General features: G+C 47.8%; 13 protein-coding genes. 5 read left to right on the forward strand and 8 right to left on the reverse strand.

The features are described 5' to 3' along the window. Positions 1 to 47 precede the first annotated feature (47 nt). From fni to AM1_RS19825, 4 genes are all read right to left on the reverse strand, one after another. On the reverse strand, positions 48 to 1,103 hold the full coding sequence (gene fni, locus AM1_RS19810) for a type 2 isopentenyl-diphosphate Delta-isomerase (protein WP_049783843.1): 1,056 nt from the start codon (positions 1,101 to 1,103) through the stop codon (positions 48 to 50). 204 nt (positions 1,104 to 1,307) lie between these two features. Beyond that, positions 1,308 to 1,991, reverse strand: a complete 684-nt coding sequence (locus tag AM1_RS19815; protein ID WP_012164679.1) for an SAM-dependent methyltransferase — start codon at positions 1,989 to 1,991, stop codon at positions 1,308 to 1,310. Positions 1,992 to 2,131: 140 nt separating this feature from the next. Further along, positions 2,132 to 4,429 carry an ATP-dependent helicase gene (locus AM1_RS19820; protein WP_012164680.1) on the reverse strand — a complete coding sequence of 766 codons (2,298 nt, stop codon included), beginning with the start codon at positions 4,427 to 4,429 and terminating at the stop codon, positions 2,132 to 2,134. Positions 4,430 to 4,540: 111 nt separating this feature from the next. Further along, positions 4,541 to 5,416: a polysaccharide deacetylase family protein gene (locus AM1_RS19825; RefSeq protein WP_012164681.1), complete on the reverse strand. Its 876-nt coding sequence runs from the start codon at positions 5,414 to 5,416 to the stop codon at positions 4,541 to 4,543. A 433-nt stretch (positions 5,417 to 5,849) separates the two neighbouring features. On the opposite strand from AM1_RS19825, the gene AM1_RS19830 reads away from it, so the two are divergent. The 4 genes from AM1_RS19830 (at position 5,850) to AM1_RS19845 (ending at position 11,599) form a co-directional block, all read left to right on the forward strand. Further along, positions 5,850 to 7,001, forward strand: a complete 1,152-nt coding sequence (locus tag AM1_RS19830) for an acyltransferase family protein (RefSeq protein ID WP_012164684.1) — start codon at positions 5,850 to 5,852, stop codon at positions 6,999 to 7,001. A gap of 291 nt (positions 7,002 to 7,292) precedes the next feature. After that, positions 7,293 to 8,660, forward strand: a complete 1,368-nt coding sequence (locus AM1_RS19835) for an APC family permease (protein ID WP_012164685.1) — start codon at positions 7,293 to 7,295, stop codon at positions 8,658 to 8,660. Between the two features lie 13 nt (positions 8,661 to 8,673). Beyond that, positions 8,674 to 9,888 (forward strand): hypothetical protein, encoded by a 1,215-nt coding sequence (locus AM1_RS19840; RefSeq protein ID WP_041660030.1) that lies wholly within the window; start codon positions 8,674 to 8,676, stop codon positions 9,886 to 9,888. 529 nt (positions 9,889 to 10,417) lie between these two features. Continuing rightward, entirely contained in the window at positions 10,418 to 11,599 is a 1,182-nt protein-coding gene (locus AM1_RS19845) for a TolB-like translocation protein (protein ID WP_012164687.1), read from the forward strand. Positions 11,600 to 11,603: 4 nt separating this feature from the next. Here the strand turns inward: AM1_RS19845 and AM1_RS19850 are convergent, their stop codons facing one another. The 4 genes from AM1_RS19850 to AM1_RS19865 all read right to left on the reverse strand — a co-directional run bounded on the left by AM1_RS19850 (position 11,604) and on the right by AM1_RS19865 (position 14,821). Further along, positions 11,604 to 12,086 (reverse strand): nitrate reductase associated protein, encoded by a 483-nt coding sequence (locus tag AM1_RS19850; RefSeq protein ID WP_012164688.1) that lies wholly within the window; start codon positions 12,084 to 12,086, stop codon positions 11,604 to 11,606. Positions 12,087 to 12,090: 4 nt separating this feature from the next. Then, the gene (locus AM1_RS19855; protein WP_012164689.1) at positions 12,091 to 12,696 is read right to left on the reverse strand and encodes a molybdenum cofactor guanylyltransferase; all 606 of its coding nucleotides are present in this window, start codon (positions 12,694 to 12,696) and stop codon (positions 12,091 to 12,093) included. 59 nt (positions 12,697 to 12,755) lie between these two features. Beyond that, on the reverse strand, positions 12,756 to 13,808 hold the full coding sequence (locus AM1_RS19860; protein ID WP_012164690.1) for an anthranilate phosphoribosyltransferase family protein: 1,053 nt from the start codon (positions 13,806 to 13,808) through the stop codon (positions 12,756 to 12,758). Between the two features lie 83 nt (positions 13,809 to 13,891). Next, entirely contained in the window at positions 13,892 to 14,821 is a 930-nt protein-coding gene (locus AM1_RS19865; RefSeq protein WP_012164691.1) for a LysR family transcriptional regulator, read from the reverse strand. 392 nt (positions 14,822 to 15,213) lie between these two features. On the opposite strand from AM1_RS19865, the gene tpiA reads away from it, so the two are divergent. Further along, positions 15,214 to 15,939, forward strand: a complete 726-nt coding sequence (tpiA, locus tag AM1_RS19875) for a triose-phosphate isomerase (protein WP_012164693.1) — start codon at positions 15,214 to 15,216, stop codon at positions 15,937 to 15,939. Positions 15,940 to 16,007: the final 68 nt, after the last annotated feature.

Consider the following 16,007-nt stretch of genomic DNA (forward strand, 5'->3'; position numbering starts at 1 on the left):
ATCCAAAGGGAGGCATTATCTGTTGATTATTTGCTTGCCCGGCATGATTAGGTCTGAAGTAGGCATTGAGAGGCTTGTAAGTCTGTTATCGTTGCATTCCCGGTGCAAAAGAGTACCGTTTCTAACTCAGCAATGAGCATTTCCATAAGAGTGTGTAGAGCGGCTTCTGATTCATGGGCGGCTTGTAAGAATGGGTAAGCCATTCCTGCTACATCAGCTCCTAGCGCCAGAGCTTTGGCAGCATCAAGGCCATTGCGTAGGCCACCAGAAGCAATTAATGGGATCTTAGAATTGGCTTGAAAAATGGACGCCACACATTCTGCAGTGGGCAAACCCCAATCTGAGAAGGTTTGGCCGAGTCGACGCTGACGGATATCTTCCGCCCGTTCCCCTTCGACTTTGGCCCAGGACGTGCCGCCTGCACCGGCTACATCAATGGCTGCGACACCAACGTCTACTAAGCGTATGGCTAAAGGAGCAGAAATACCATTGCCAACTTCTTTGACAATGACAGGAACAGGGAGCTGTTGGCAGAGTTTGCCAATCTGCGTAAACAGATTACGGAAGTTGGTATCGCCGTGACTTTGAATGCATTCTTGTAGGGGATTGAGGTGCAAAATTAAGGCATCGGCTTCTAGTAAATCAATGCTGCGGCGGCAGGCGTCTAGGTTATAGCCATAGTTAAGCTGGACTGCTCCTAAGTTGGCAAAGAGGGGAATGTCTGGTGCATGAGATCGCACAGCAAAGGTATCAGCAACCTGAGGATGTTCCACGGCCACTCGCTGTGACCCCACGCCCATGGCAATCTTGAACTCTTGAGCAACGATTGCTAACCGCTGATTAATGGTTTTGGCTAGTTCAGTTCCCCCCGTCATGGATGAGATCAACAGCGGTGCCCCCAGAGACTTTCCTAAAAAAGTCGTCGATAACTGGATATCTTCCAGCGCTAACTCTGGTAAACAGCAGTGCTGGAAACGGTACTGTTCAAAACCAGTGGTGATTGATTTACACTGGACTTTGTCATCTAAACAGATGCGGAGATGGTCGGCCTTACGGGTTTTGATGGCCTCATCAGTGTTGGGGGAAGTAGAAGTCACTCGCATGGAAAAGAGATAAGACATCAACCGGGCAGAACCAATTGCTGGCTTTGTGACCGGAAGCTCTCTTAATTATGCAAAATTCTGTTGACTTGGCTGAGATTTCAAGCATTTGGGATTTAGTTCGCTGACCATTTGCTATTGCCCGCGTGTTGATCCAGGTTGTTTGGAATACAGTGATTGGACAGTAATATTTTGGGGCAGGACAAGCTATGGGGTATGGATGACCAGCATTTGATTCCCCCCTTTCTGTAGTTCATAACCAACAGTTTCAATGGAGGCGACATACCCCCAATCCTGACAAGCTTGAATAACGGGTTGGATGTATGGAGAGGGTTTCAGCATCAGCGTTAGCAGAGGAAAGATGCGTACTTCAGCGCTGATCCTCAGCAGTTCTCGAATTGCAGCTAGATGAAAAGCCACATCATACTGCTGGGAATATAAGAAGAGAAAATGGGAACACAATGCGAGCTCAAAGGTTTGATTAGGAAACGGCAGTGTGGGTAATGCTGCAGTTTGATACCGCTTTTGTTGTTTTCCCAGCTCATAATCTTGCAGGAAGTTTTGCATGGCTTGAATGCGATTGTGACGGAGATCTTCGGGGGATGAATGATAGGACCAAACCCAATCTTGAGGCGTTGCTTTGACCTGATTGATAATGTCATCCAGAACGGTTTCAAATCTCTGCTGAATGGCCGCACCACTCAATTCATAGATCGGATCGACAGAAATAATTTGGCTCCCCAGGGGAGTGGACTCAGCATTAAAACTTGCAGGACCGTCTCCCGCCCCTAGAATTGAACGGCCTAAATCAGCCGCCGTGAGATTAAACATTTTGATGTATTCATTCCGTGAGCGCCCAAAGGGGACCACAGAATTTAGCTGTATTGCCATAGAAATTAACTGACTTACAGATGTTGAAGAGGAATAGTATGGCTTCTATGCTTCAATGTATTACAAAGAAGTATAAGAAGAAAAACGATCCTCATTTATGCTGTCTGTAGAAGCAGCATTTGATTCAGCATAGGTGGAGTTCAAACCCTGGACGGCGTTGAGTTAGGGGCTTGATCGGATTGGAATTGAGCCTGTAAGGGCCTCAGGACAGGACAAGGAGGCTGCTTATCCAGCTTCGTTTGGCGTTGCCAGTCAAACCAGTTCCAATTGTAGGGGGCTTGTTTGGCTGCAGACATCCACAACAGTCGTTTAGCCCGGGTCATCGCGACATAGAGGAGACGAAATTCTTCTGCACTTTTGAGATCGCTAGCCCGTTGCCACGCCTCTTCTACATTTGGTAATGGGACTTGGTTATGGACATTAGCTCGGATTTGAGCCCGAGCCACTTCTGCCAAACTGAAGGGGCCAAGGAATTGGCTAGCTGCAGGAATTCTTAATTCCCCTGGAATAATACGGGCATGTAGAAACGGCAGAAATACAAAATCCCAATCCAGCCCCTTGGCTTTGTGCATGGTAATGATCGTGAGTTGGCGTGGACGTAAATACTGGGACTCAACATCTTCAACGTCAACGGGATCAAACCGTTCGGCACTGATTAGCTCTTGCAAAATGGGTAAGGTCGTTGTCATCGACGGTGCCCCCTGAACTTGTTGAGAGAGTCGTGCTGCTAATTTATCGGCAGTGGCTAGCTCGGCGGCATTGTATTTCAGGGATAAGGCTAAAAAAGAAATCAGTCGATAGTGAGGTAATTCCCATCGTGATCGCAACAGCTTGCAGCAAAAACTACGGGCTTCCTGCACCTGCTCCGACTGGGGTGGCTCTAGCGGGCCTGGATAGAGGAAAATTTCAGGTTGACTGGCTAAAGGATGGACCTCTTGGGCTGGGATGAGTTGCCGATCGACCAAAATTTGCAGGGCTGCTTTGAGGGTTTTGGGAGAATGGGGACGGGCTAAAAACTGCAAAATGGTCAGCATTTCAAAGGGAACTTGCGTCTGGCGGCTGCCACCTCCCACATCGAGGATGTCAATGCCATGAGCGGCTAGAGTCACCGTTTGATCCGGGTGATTGAGGCGCTCTGCTAGAAAGCTCCCTTGTTTATTTTCCCGGACTAGGATGGCTGCATTGGCGTCTGGATGATCCGTCAGCAGTTGGCAGACCCGCTGGCCGATGAGATCAGCCGTTTGGTAAACATCTTCTGGTGTGTATATCTCTAGTCCTCGTCCTTCATGGGCTGGATTTGCGTTGGCTTGAGGATCGTGCTTGGCTACCGTTTGAATCGTCTGAGGTTGAAAGGGTTGTTCTTGTCCTGCTAATTGAGACTGATTGATCCAGTCCAGCATAAAATTAGCAGCCTGAATGATGATGGTAGAGCTGCGTCCGGCCTGATTCATGGTTGCTAATCGCTGTTGAGCTTGGCTCTGTTGGCAAAATTCTCGGAAGAAAATGGGGTCGGCAGGGGTAAAGGTAGAGTTGATGGCTTGGTTGGGATCGCCAACGCGGACTAGATTGGGTTTTGCTTTGGAGACCTCGTGACTAGCTAATCTGTTCAGTAAACGGAACTGGAGTGGGGTTGAATCCTGGGCTTCGTCTTCGAAAACGGCAAAGACCTGTTTTTGCCAGACTTGGCGAGCGCTCTGGTTATCGAGCACCTGCAGAGCCGCTAGGATCATATCGTCATAATCAATGAGCTGTTGAGCTTGGAGTAGTTGTTGGTATCGTTCGTAAAGACCAGCTGCGATCGCAAGTACCGATACCTCATCTTGCACCTGTTCGGCCAAAGCATAGAGCTGCTGAGGGCTGAGTCCCGAACTTTTGGCTTCGCGAATTGCGATCGCAGCTAATTCCGGCAAACAATCCGATCTCAACACTGACTGCCGACGTAACCGCTCCGTTTCTTCCCCATCAAAAGCTCCTCGAACCAGGAGCTCTTGGTACATTTGAGGATGATCTGCCACCCATTGTTCAACACAGTGGCGCAAGAGGCGATGGTGCCGGTTGGGGGTAATCAGGGTGACTTGGTCTAAATGAATCCCCGAAAGTTGGGGATGACGGGAAGCAATATTGAGGGCTAACCCATGTAAGGTTTGCACGGTAAACCCACCTAAGGGGAGCTGTAGCTCGCGTAAATGTTTTCGGACCTGCTGTTTGAGATGTGTCGCCGCTGAGCGAGTGAACGTGACAATCACCAGCTGTTGGGCACGATTTAGATTTTGACGCCCTAGGGTGATCGCCGCAGCCACCGCCATACCATAGGATTTCCCTGCACCCGGTACAGCAGAAACAGCTAGCGGACCAGCTTGCCAATCTGCTAATTCTTGCTGGCCAGGCCTGAGAGATGCCCGTAATTCAGCTAATTTTCGCTCTAAATTGGTTGCCAAGAGGTTATCAATTGCGGTGTGAGCGTAGTATATCAATCTACTCTGACTCGACCAGCAATAGCCTGGGCAACGGGAGACCTTTTAAGTGGTGGCGACTGTCCGGGGTTCTAGTTAGTTTTTTGCTAATTCCAACAATTGGGGAATGGTGACAAGTTTATACCCCTGCTGTCTGAGACGAGTAATGATATGAGGCAGGGCTTGGATCATCAGCTGGCGATTATCGCCGCCATCATGCATCAAGACAATCCCTCCAGGGGAGGCATTATTGAGAACATTGTTGATGACCTTATCAACTGTGCCTGTATAGGTATCATCCACGGTCCACATCAAAGTGACATGTTTTTGGGAACGAGCGTGGGCTACTAGACCGTTGTGGAGATACCCTCCCGGTGGCCGAAACAGTTTTGTTTTGAAGCCTGTATATTTTTCAATAATCTCGGCAGTCCGCTGGATCTCTTTTTGGGCCAAAGCGGGGTGATGGTAATAGTATTGATGGTTCCAGCTATGGTTACCAATGGCGTGACCTTCCTTTGCGACTCGCTGGAGTAATTTTGGAAATCGGGTAATATTACTACCGACCACGAAAAATGTCGCTTCTACTTGATGCTCTTTGAGGATGTCTAGCATTTTGGCCGTGGTTTTGGGCCAAGGGCCATCATCAAACGTGAGAGCAATGACTTTTTGATCAGAAGGTAGTTTTACGCCATTAATGGTTACTCCCTGAAACTTGGTTGGCGGGTGATAATGACGCCGCTGTTTTAGATCAATGTCATCGATTGTCTTTAGAGCAGTACGAAATCCAGAGTCAGTATCCGTTAGCCAAGGACTCTCTTCTGAGAGACTGACCTCCTCTGGTAATCCCCCAACGGCAATCTGATTCAAATTTGCTTGAATAGCAATCGAGCTAACCCCTAAGCATAGGCATGCTGCCGCCAACCATGCATACTGTCGATTGACGACACGAACTCTTAAATTTTTCCCAAACATTACTTGATTAACCGCAAACCCTTAGATAAAGCCAAACCATTGGTAAATCGTCAGAGAGAACTAGACAGGCAAGACTTGAAAGTTCAATGTGGCTGGCGTTTACCCTCAAATCAATATTTCCCTTATTGATCTTGTAATTGACTTCTTTATTTTTTTCTTTAATCAAAAAACAATGGACAACCTCATCCCCATCGTAGCGAGCCTAATTTAGCGTTGCCCAGGTCTGATTTGATATCTTCACGCTTCCTTAAGAAAAAGGTGTAGAACAGAGGACTACTCAGATGGGCGGCTGCAATCATTAAAGAATGTGACTCTCTTTGTTTAGACGGGGAGCGAATACCAGTAGGATGTCTTTCAACCTATAAATATTGATTCTGCAGCTACAACTTCCAGACTATTTATCGGCAAGCCGTCTGATGTCATTTCAAAACCTATGACCTATTCTTATTCCTCGTCACGCTTTAGCTCCCTGGATGTGTTTCGAGGGATCGCCATTGCTGGCATGCTTTTGGTCAATAAATCAGGTTTAGTTAAAGACGCTTATCCTCAACTCCAGCATGCAGATTGGCATGGCTGGACCCTTGCAGATTTGGTGTTTCCATTTTTCTTATTTGTTCTGGGGGCGTCGATGGCCTTTTCCATGGCCCGACATACAGCTTCCTTGACTCAACCCAAACGAAGAGTTTATCTCAAAATCCTTCGTCGTAGTGTGGTTCTATTCGGTTTGGGGCTGTTTCTCAATGGGTTTTGGTCCTATAACTTGAGTACGCTGCGGGTGATGGGGATTTTACAGCGAATTAGTTTGACCTATTTAGTCTCGGCATTGGTGATCTTAAAGCTGCCCCGCAAGAGCCAATGGGGAATGACAGGGCTGTTGTTGGTGGGGTATTGGTTGGCCCTCTCGTTTATCCCAGTGCCAGAATTTGGGGCTGGCAACCTGACTCGTACGGGTAACTTTGGGGCTTATGTGGATCGCCTGATTATTGGTTCGTCCCACTTATATGTGGGGGATCAGTTTAATTCCATGGGTGATCCAGAAGGCTTGTTTAGTACTTTGCCTGCGATCGCAACCGTGCTACTGGGCTATTTTGCGGGAGACTGGATTCGGAAACGAGGCAGCGGTCTCAAGATTAAAACCAGCCGTCAAAGTCTGGCTCTGGCCTCCTATGGTTTGATCAGTACTGGCTTAGGATTGTTATGGAGCATTTGGTTCCCCATTAATAAAAAGCTATGGACGAGTTCCTATGTGCTTTTTACCGTCGGCATTGCGCTGATTCTGCTAGCGGTTTGCTATGAGTTGATCGAAGTCCGACGCATTCGCCTTTGGAGTAAACCTTTTGAGGTTCTAGGTCTCAATTCCATTGTGGTGTTTATGGCATCGGTGTTGGTGATTAAAGTCTTAGTCCTCACCAAACTGGGGTCTGGAGAGGATGCTATAAACGCCTTTACGTGGTTATTTCAAAATCTATTCTTAACGTGGACCAGTCCAGATGTTGGGTCTTTCCTCTTTGCGTTTCTCACCCTCTGCTTCTGGTGGATTGTGGCCTATGTCCTGTACCGACAACAGTGGTTTTTTAAGATCTAAACCAAGAATCCCATGGTCTAAAAATTCAAATCACTTAGAGCTTTTCCAGCTGCCCCCTTCTCTTGAAAACTAAGGGGTAGCGGCGGAATTGAGCCGTCAAATCCTTAAATTGTTTCCCCTTGTAAAGTCCTTCTAGGCGCATTGTCAGATTTGCTCATAGACATGGGTACGCTTTGTCAGAACTCTGACTCGGATCACCGTTAACACTAGACAAACGGTGCATGGTCGGGGCAAGCAGCGTTCGCTAGCTTGAAAAAGATTTCTATATACTGACAAATTCTTCTGATATTTATGACCGGATTCAATCCATCTCATTCCGTCGACAGTGCGCCTGTCGTGGCTCCAGAGACATCCAGGCAGGTCACCCTGTTTACGGCGACTTGCTTGGTGATTGCCAACATGATTGGGATTGGGGTTTTCACCAGTCTCGGATTTCAAGTCGCAGGTATTCAATCGGGATTTTCCTTGCTTTTTCTGTGGCTGGCAGGAGGCGTCTATGCTCTTTGTGGTGCTCTCGCCTATGGAGAACTCGGTGCATCCATGCCTCGCTCTGGCGGTGAATACCATTTTCTCTCCCAGATTTACCATCCGGTCATTGGGTTTTTGTCCGGTTGGGTCTCCGTCACCGTCGGATTTGCCGCTCCCATAGCTCTGATGGCCATAGCCCTGGGTACTTATTTTGCCAAAGTGTTCCCTACGGCAGATCCCACCATCATTGGCTTAGCTGTGGTTCTTCTCGTGACCTTGATTCACTCCCAAAACCTCAAACTAGGTAGTTCGTTTCAGCAGATCTTTACCCTGCTCAAAGTTCTGCTGATCGTGTTTCTAGTTTTAGCTGGCTTTGCGTTGGGTACTGGCCAAGAGATCAATTTCGCACCCACCCATGCGGACATTTCTCAAATTATGAGTGCCCCCTTTGCCATTTCTTTGGTGTATGTCACCTACTCTTATTCAGGATGGAACTCCGCAGTTTACCTGGCCAGTGAAGTTAAATCCCCGGAGAAGAACCTACCCCGTTCCCTATTGTTGGGGACTGCCATTGTCATGGTTTTATATCTGCTGATTAACTTCATTTTCCTCTACACCACCCCCATCGACTTAATGGCCGGGAAGCTAGAAGTCGGCTATATTGCTGCCGATCAAATCTTTAAGGGCAATCCCATCTTGGGTTTCCCAGGAGCTGAGCTGATGGCTCTATTTATCTCCTTGGGATTAATCTCTTCCATTAGCTCGATGGTATGGGCCGGCCCGAGGGTAACCCAATCCATTGGAGAGGATATTCCTTTCTTCAAAATTTTGGCCAAAAAGAATCGCAGTGGCGTTCCCTACTATGCGCTCTTACTTCAGCTCGCTATTGTGATTGCCTTAGTGATTATGAAGCAATTTGAAACAGTGTTGACCTACTTGGAATTTACGCTGATCCTGTCTTCTTTTTTGACCGTGTTAGGTGTATTTGTGTCTCGCTTTCGGTTCCCAGACCTACCCCGCCCTTACAAAACCTGGGGCTATCCCATTACCCCTTTAATCTTCCTCGCCATGAGTGTATGGGTTCTAGTGTTTTTACTCCAGCAAAAACCGATGGAATCCTTGGCAGGCTTAGGGACGATTCTTTTAGGCCTCCCGCTCTATTTCATTGCCTCTAAGCAGAAACTTGCATAGACATCTAAACATTATGAAAAATATGCGCTTATCTCTAATCTTAACGGCAGCCCTACTATTGGGCGGAGGACTCCAGTCCTGTGATTCCGCTAATCAGTCCACCACCGCGGCGAAAACAGAAACCGCTTCGGCCCCTTCAACCTCTCCAGAAGGCTCACCAGGGGAAACACCGACTACGCCCCAAATTGATGAAGTCAAAGCAGCGCGTTGGACGGATATCTCCAAGCTATTGGCAGGGATGAAAGTCGGTGATGATAGTGAGTTTAGTGAGGTGCAAAACCGGCCCACCTGGGTAAGTCACCACAACTTTTTAGAAGATGCCTTTAACAAGCTAGAAGATCAACAGCTGTCCAAGGTTCGGCAATGGGCTGCTACTGAGATTGCTGATTTGCATAACTCCACCCAACCGTTGTTTTATCCCTTTAGCGGTCCCGATATTCTGTACGCCAACACCTTTTTCCCTAAGGCTGAAGAATATGTGTTGATTGCTCTAGAACCTGTAGGGCCGCTGCCTGATTTTTCTCAGCTTTCTCCAGATCAGCAAAATTTGAAACTTTTAGAAGCCAAGAATTCGTTATTTGCCATCCTGCAATATAGCTTCTTTCGCACCAACGATATGAAGGTGGATTTGCAGAAACAAGGGGTGTTGCCGGTGCTATTGGTATTTCTGGCTCGGACCAAGAATCGAGTGCTGGATGTGGAATACATTGGCATTGATAGCAGTGGGATGGTGCAACCCACCAATGAGAAAGCTAAGGGGATGGTCCCTGGAGTGAAGGTGACGTTCACCGCTGCGAATGAGGAGAAGCCTCGGACCCTTTACTATTTCTCGACCGATCTCTCGGATGATGGTCTCAAGAAAACCCCTCAGTTGACCCAGTTTGTCAAAAATCTAGATCAGCCCAATACTTACCTGAAAGCCGCGTCTTATTTGATGCACTATGACTCAACCTTCAAACAGATTCGAGAGTTAACTTTGTCGAAGGCCACGAATTTATTACAGGATGATTCGGGCATGCCAGTGCGAGTGTTTGAGGATAACAAGTGGAATTTAACGTTTTACGGGAATTACACCGCACCTCGAGCGCCCTTTACAGCGGAAGAATACCAGACGGATCTCAATCAGATTTATCAGAAGAATGCCAATATTCAGCGGCTTAATTTTGGTATTGGCTATAACTTTGGGCCGAATGAGTCCAACTTGATGTTAGCTAAGGCCAAAAGCTGATCCAGTTTCAATCGCTTTCGTTGACCGTTATCCCTGATGCTTGGCTGGAATACTAGGTACTCAGGGATAACCTGTTTAACGGGACAGGGACAGTAGTACCAATCTCTTAGTGGAGCTATAGGATCTTGTCCTCTTTAGGTGATCCAGAAAAATGTATTGTAATTCTGCTCATAGATAAAAACTAAATTAGGCTGAAACCCTTGATCTACCGTTATAATTCTCAGTCAATTTGGCACGTATCGAGGCTTTAAATTGTATTTCTTATTCCGCATCACCAAAAGTGGACTAGATCCGGGCTATAGCACTATTCTCAAGCTATCCCATAAGGATAGGCAGAGAGCCGATTCTAGTTCCCAAGGATGAGGGTGTCATCTACGGATGTACGTCAACACCATCCTTTAGGCTTTGCAATCTTCTTCCTTTGAGGATCAACGGCTGAGGTGTAGCTGCAGTCCCCAAGGACAAAGACTGATTGAGTTGTCAATAAAATTGCTATCGTAGATATTCACCACATTTCATTCCTGCACCTATGAGCCTTAACTTTGCATACCTTGCAGGTGGTAAATTACACCTCAAATTAGGCGATGACCCTGTTCGAACGATTGATAGCCAATTTGGGCAAGAGGTACAGGACCGGACCCTAAAACGTCAGCAGCGAAATGCTTGGAAGGATAAAAATCCTATGGCAGGCATGATCCCCCAAGCTTTCTTACAACAAATGGAAGCGATGGGAGAGGCCAAACTCCCCGTTGCCATCCGATCCGTCAGTCCTTGTAGCCCAGGTCAATTGCTTTATACTCTGGCCGTGGGGGATGTGACTGGTGTGTTTACCTTAGATGCTACGCAAGACCAAGAACAGCGTCTATTTCATAATTCCGATTTTGCGGTTCAGCATTTGAATGTTCATCCCCAAAAAGATGAGTTTGCCTGTACCGTTATGCACAAAGATGGTTCCGCAAATATTGCGGTGATGCCGATTGATGGGGCCAGACCCAAAGAGATCACTGCTGGAGACTCTATTGATTTGGCACCCCAATGGCTGTCCGGGGCTCAAAAAGCGTTAGTCTTTCAGTCTGCCGGTATTGCCCGCAACTCAGAAGGGTTCGTCCTAGAGCAAAGTCCTTTTTCGATTGAAAAATTGGATTTTCAGTCAGGAGAAATGACTACGGTAGCAGAGAGTGACCAATTTGATTTGCTCGCTCCCAAGATGGTAGCGGATGGCTCGCTGTATTACATTCGACGCCCCTATCAAGCTCGTCAAAAGCGGTTGAATATCTTGACCCTGCTCAAAGATATTCTTCTGATGCCGTTTCGACTCATTCAGGCGATTTATGAATGGCTCAATGTCTTTACCCAGACCTATACGGGTAAGCCATTGGTAAAACCCGGTCAGCCCAAAATACAAGCAAAACAAGACTTGCTGATTTGGGGCAATATCATCAACACTGAAGCCGAAGCAGAGAAAAATCGACGGTTTGGAGATCAAGATTCACCTGCCCTCGTGCCTCGATCTTGGCAACTGATCTGTCAACGCTCAGATGGTGAGGTTCAGGTAATCGGAGATGGAGTCATCTCCTATGATGTTGATGCTAATGGCGGTGTGGTTTATACCAATGGCAGCGCTATTTATGCGACCCATCCAGGCGGGGTGCCCAAGCGACTATTACGAGATCGTCCCATTGAACAAGTGGTATTGATTGCAGATCAGTAGGGGGCTAGGCCAATTGGAATTCCTTTAAAGCTGGCTCGAAGTTTTTGTTCTCATGGCTGGGGCGACTGAGCTTGATTAAAGCAAATCGCTGTAGGGGGCTGAGGCCTTTCCACTGTTTGAGGCTAATGGCGGTCTTGCATGATTTGGCTTTGGCAACTAGATCAGATGGGATCTTGGTTTCATCGAGCCAGGGTGGATTGTCATCCACCGGGACTTCAGCAGCTTCTGTTTCTGAATACATAAAGATCAAATCTTGGAGAAATTCCCGATAGTCATCAATCTCATCTTCAGAGGAACAGGGCTGAAAGGTAAATTGTTCTCGCTCATCTTCGCTAAATTGATTCCACTGGGCAAGCTTGAGTTTGATGCCACAGGTGTCAAGCTTGAAGCGAACAACCATAGGGATACAGCGTAAATCATCGATAAACTCTTGCTCAAACTGAAAAAAGAGACAATCTTCGGCTGGAAAGTCTGGTGACGTAGACATGGTACTAAACCTCAGGTGGGATTAAATCGTGGGGAGTGTTGCAATTCCATAACATGGCTTGGGATTGGGTATCTATGGCAATCTTCTGGGCTGGAAGACGGGATAGCCAATCCTGGAAAGATTGCCCGCCTTGTTGGATAAAGGACTGCAAAGATGAACGGCTTTGATAATGGTAGAACCCACACAGGGGCTGCCATTGCTCAGGCTGATGGGGGACTAGAGCTAAAGCTTGGGTATTTGGTAATAAGGCTAACCATTCCCTGAGAATATCTGGACGGAGCAGGGGTAAATCACATGCTAGCAGAAGTACCCATGTTGTTTGGAGTTGATTCAAGCCTGCTAAGAGTGCCACTAAGGGGCCTTGATCAGGTGGGTGTTCCCGTAAAACAATGCAGGAAGATGGTATCACGGGTTGATAGCGTTCAGGCCAAGGGGTGAGTACATGAACGAGATCGCAGCACTGCAGGGCAGCGCGACAAACTCGCTGGAGCATGGGGACGCCCTGCCAACAGAGCAACGCTTTATCCGATCCCATGCGTCGACTTCGTCCCCCTGCTAAGACTAGACCAACAATATAATTCTGTTGCGTGAGGGATGTTGGCTGGTTCATAGCGTTTTGAATGGCGCAAAACCGATGATGATGGAGGGGATCAAAATTTCTCCATGCTTTTACAGGTCTGCTAGGAATGCCTGGACTTGGGTAAGGGTTTGTTTGGCTGTCCCATTGGTTAATAGATTTTCTGCTGCTTGCAGTCCGTCATTCAAGCTGGAGCTAATCCCCACATGCCAAAGATAGAAGCCTGCATTCCATAAGACGGCAGGCATCAATTCGCAGGTTTGGCCGTTTAAGACGGCATGAAGTTGCTCTAGCAGTGTTTTGGTGGAAGTGTAGGGGATTTCAGGTCCTCCGAGATCATAATCTCGAGCCGAGAGGATTAAGCGCTGCCAGGTTTGTTCGGATGAGGGGTGATTGAGACCGAGTATTGCTTTGCGATCGCGGGGCAAATCACAACTCCCTTCCAATCCCTTGATCGTGGTGAAATGGTCTGTCCCTCGCAGGGCTAAAGCCTCCCGCATCATATTTTCCGTGGGGGGATGGACAAACCCTGCAATCAAATGATGTTCCCCTAGGTAGGGCTGCCAGAGCAGCTCCGTGGTCGCTAGAGGCGGACGCTTCCCCACTTGATCCCTAAACTCCACCATTCCTTGGGCCAAAGGAAACTGCTCCGGTAGATAGATAAACCCGAGGCCATATTTGGATAGAACTTGATGGATTTGAGCCAGAGATCGATGGGACCAATCCACCCCTAATCCCTGCCAAAGATCCACCAAGGGTACGCCATACTTGGTGGGCATCCGATCGCCACCATGAAGCAACACCGGACAGCCCGAGGCGGCTAAAATCAGGGCAGTTACAGGTAAGACAGGAGCCGTACGTGAGCGCCCATCATAGGGAACACTAAACACGATTACGGGAGAGGACGCAGACACAGCGGGTAAGGCCGGGCCTAGATGTTCATAAGCATCCAAAAAACCAGCCAACTCGATTCCAGTGGGTCGTTTAATGCGGTGCGCAATTAAAAAAGCCCCAATTTGAGCGGGGGTGGCTTCTTGCTGCAACATCATTTCCAGGGCGGATTGGGCCTCGACTCTGCTTAAATCTTTACTGGTATGCCTCCCACTGCCGACTTTCTTTAAAAATTCTCTAAAAATCTGACTCATGGCTGTTTACTTTGCCAACTCTAGAATCAAGGGTCACCTTGATACTTGTGTAGCAATTTACCCACATCTCCTCTTAATGGGCTTTATGGAATATTGGAGATGAATGAATCATGAACTAAACGTCGAAAATTAGCAATAGGTGGAATTAACAAGCGGTCCTGAGTGGTCACCATCACAACTTCGCGAGTCAGGTTTAATTGTGGATCCATATCCTTGGCTTCAGGTGCAGCCAAGTCTCGAATCGCCAGGGAGGGATCGTTAAGAGAATCGACTAAAGCCCCCCTGGGTAATAGAGAAATCATTTCTCCTTGGCGAATGACGCCTCGAAAGGCATCTAGGGTATTGAGTTCAAGGACCGCTTTCAGATCTAGACCTTGGCTTTTGAACTGATCCTGTACCAACCGCTGCATCCCATACCCGTCTTTGAACATCACTTGTGGGAATTTGGCTAACTCAGGCCAAGGCACAACGCCGTGGGACGCCAAAGGATGTTCTGAAGACATCAGAACTTGAATGGGTTCGTTGTACAGCCAGTCAACAACATTTTCTGAGCGACTTGTTAGTAACGGATTGTTCATCACAATGGCTAAGTCAACCAAACCATCTTGGAGGACTTTCAAAGAACGGTCGCTCCCCAAGGATGTGACCCTCAATTGGACTTCTGGGTAGAGCTGGCAAAATTTCTGGAGCACTGGCGGTAAGTAATGGGCACAGACGGAATGAATTGCCGCAACGCAGAGTTCAGGCTGTTTACCGGCCCGGAGATCATTGATTTCCTGGGTGGCATCTTGCCATTCGGTCAAAATTTTACGCACATGAGGGAGGAGCTGATCCCCTGCCAAGGTGAGTTTGCTTTGAGCACCGCGATGTAAGAGGGGGAGCCCCAGTTCAGATTCCAGTCCTTGAATTTGCCGACTTACGGTTGATTGGGTCACCCCACATTTCTTGGCCGCTTGTTGGAAACTCCCTGTTTGGGCTACCGATAAAAATGCTTGCAGTTGCTCGAGCCGCATGAAGTGTAGTCTAGATTACAGTCATGAGAGCACAGTAACGAATTTGGCCCGGCTATTCGGTAAGAAACGATACAACTTCGGTATTCTTTTTAGCGAAAGTGAATTCCCATATGGCTTTAGGCATCGTTCGAAAGTGGACGGTTGGCTGAACGTTGAACGTCTTATTGGGGATGTTTGTCATAATGCTGGAGCCGATCTTGCTAACGGGAACAGCAGCATCGGTTGCCCAAGGCATAGGTAAATTGATCTGTAGCCTGCCCCGCAAATAATGGCTAAGGGCATTTATCAAGTGCAACGGACCAGTGTTCGATCCCTCGGTCCTAGTAATGCGTCACCCAAGCCCTTACACTTAATAGTGCATTAACTTTAATCGAAACTTAGATAAAACTACCGTGCGAAAAATTGCGATCGCAGGCAACTGGAAAATGCACAAAACTCAGGCAGAGGCCCTGGAGTTTTTGCAAACCTTTCTACCCCTGCTACAAGATACCCCTGAAGATCGAGATGTGATTCTCTGTGCACCTTTCACCACATTGACGGCCCTCTCCAAGAACTTACATGGCAGTCGGGTGCAAGTCGGGGCGCAAAATATCCACTGGGAAGATACCGGCGCGTTTACGGGCGAAATCTCGGGGCCGATGCTGCTGGAAACTGGCGTCCGCTATGTCGTTGTTGGTCACAGTGAACGTCGCCAGTTTTTTGGTGAAACGGATGCTACCGTGAATCAGCGACTCAAGGCTGCTCAAAACCATCGCCTGACTCCAATTCTCTGTGTCGGTGAATCAAAGGCTCAGCGAGATGCCAATGAGACCGAAACGGTTATCTTTGAGCAGCTTGAAAAAGGTCTGGTGGGTGTCGATCAAAAGAACTTAATCATTGCCTACGAACCTATTTGGGCCATCGGCACAGGGGATACCTGTGCGAGTAGTGAAGCCAATCGAGTCATTGGTTTAATCCGTTCTCGACTAACCAACCACGATGTCACCATTCAATATGGTGGGTCGGTTAAGCCAGATAATGTGGATGAAATTATGGCCCAGCCAGAAATAGATGGTGCTCTGGTCGGTGGCGCTAGTTTGGCTGGCGACGGTTTCGCGCGGGTTGTTAATTATCAGTAAGGATCAGGTGTTGGTGAGCATTGTATTGCGTTCCCAATATCTGTAGCAATTGGCTATCTAGGCATCTA

This window comes from Acaryochloris marina MBIC11017 (assembly GCF_000018105.1).
GTDB classification, from domain to species: Bacteria; Cyanobacteriota; Cyanobacteriia; order Thermosynechococcales; family Thermosynechococcaceae; genus Acaryochloris; species Acaryochloris marina.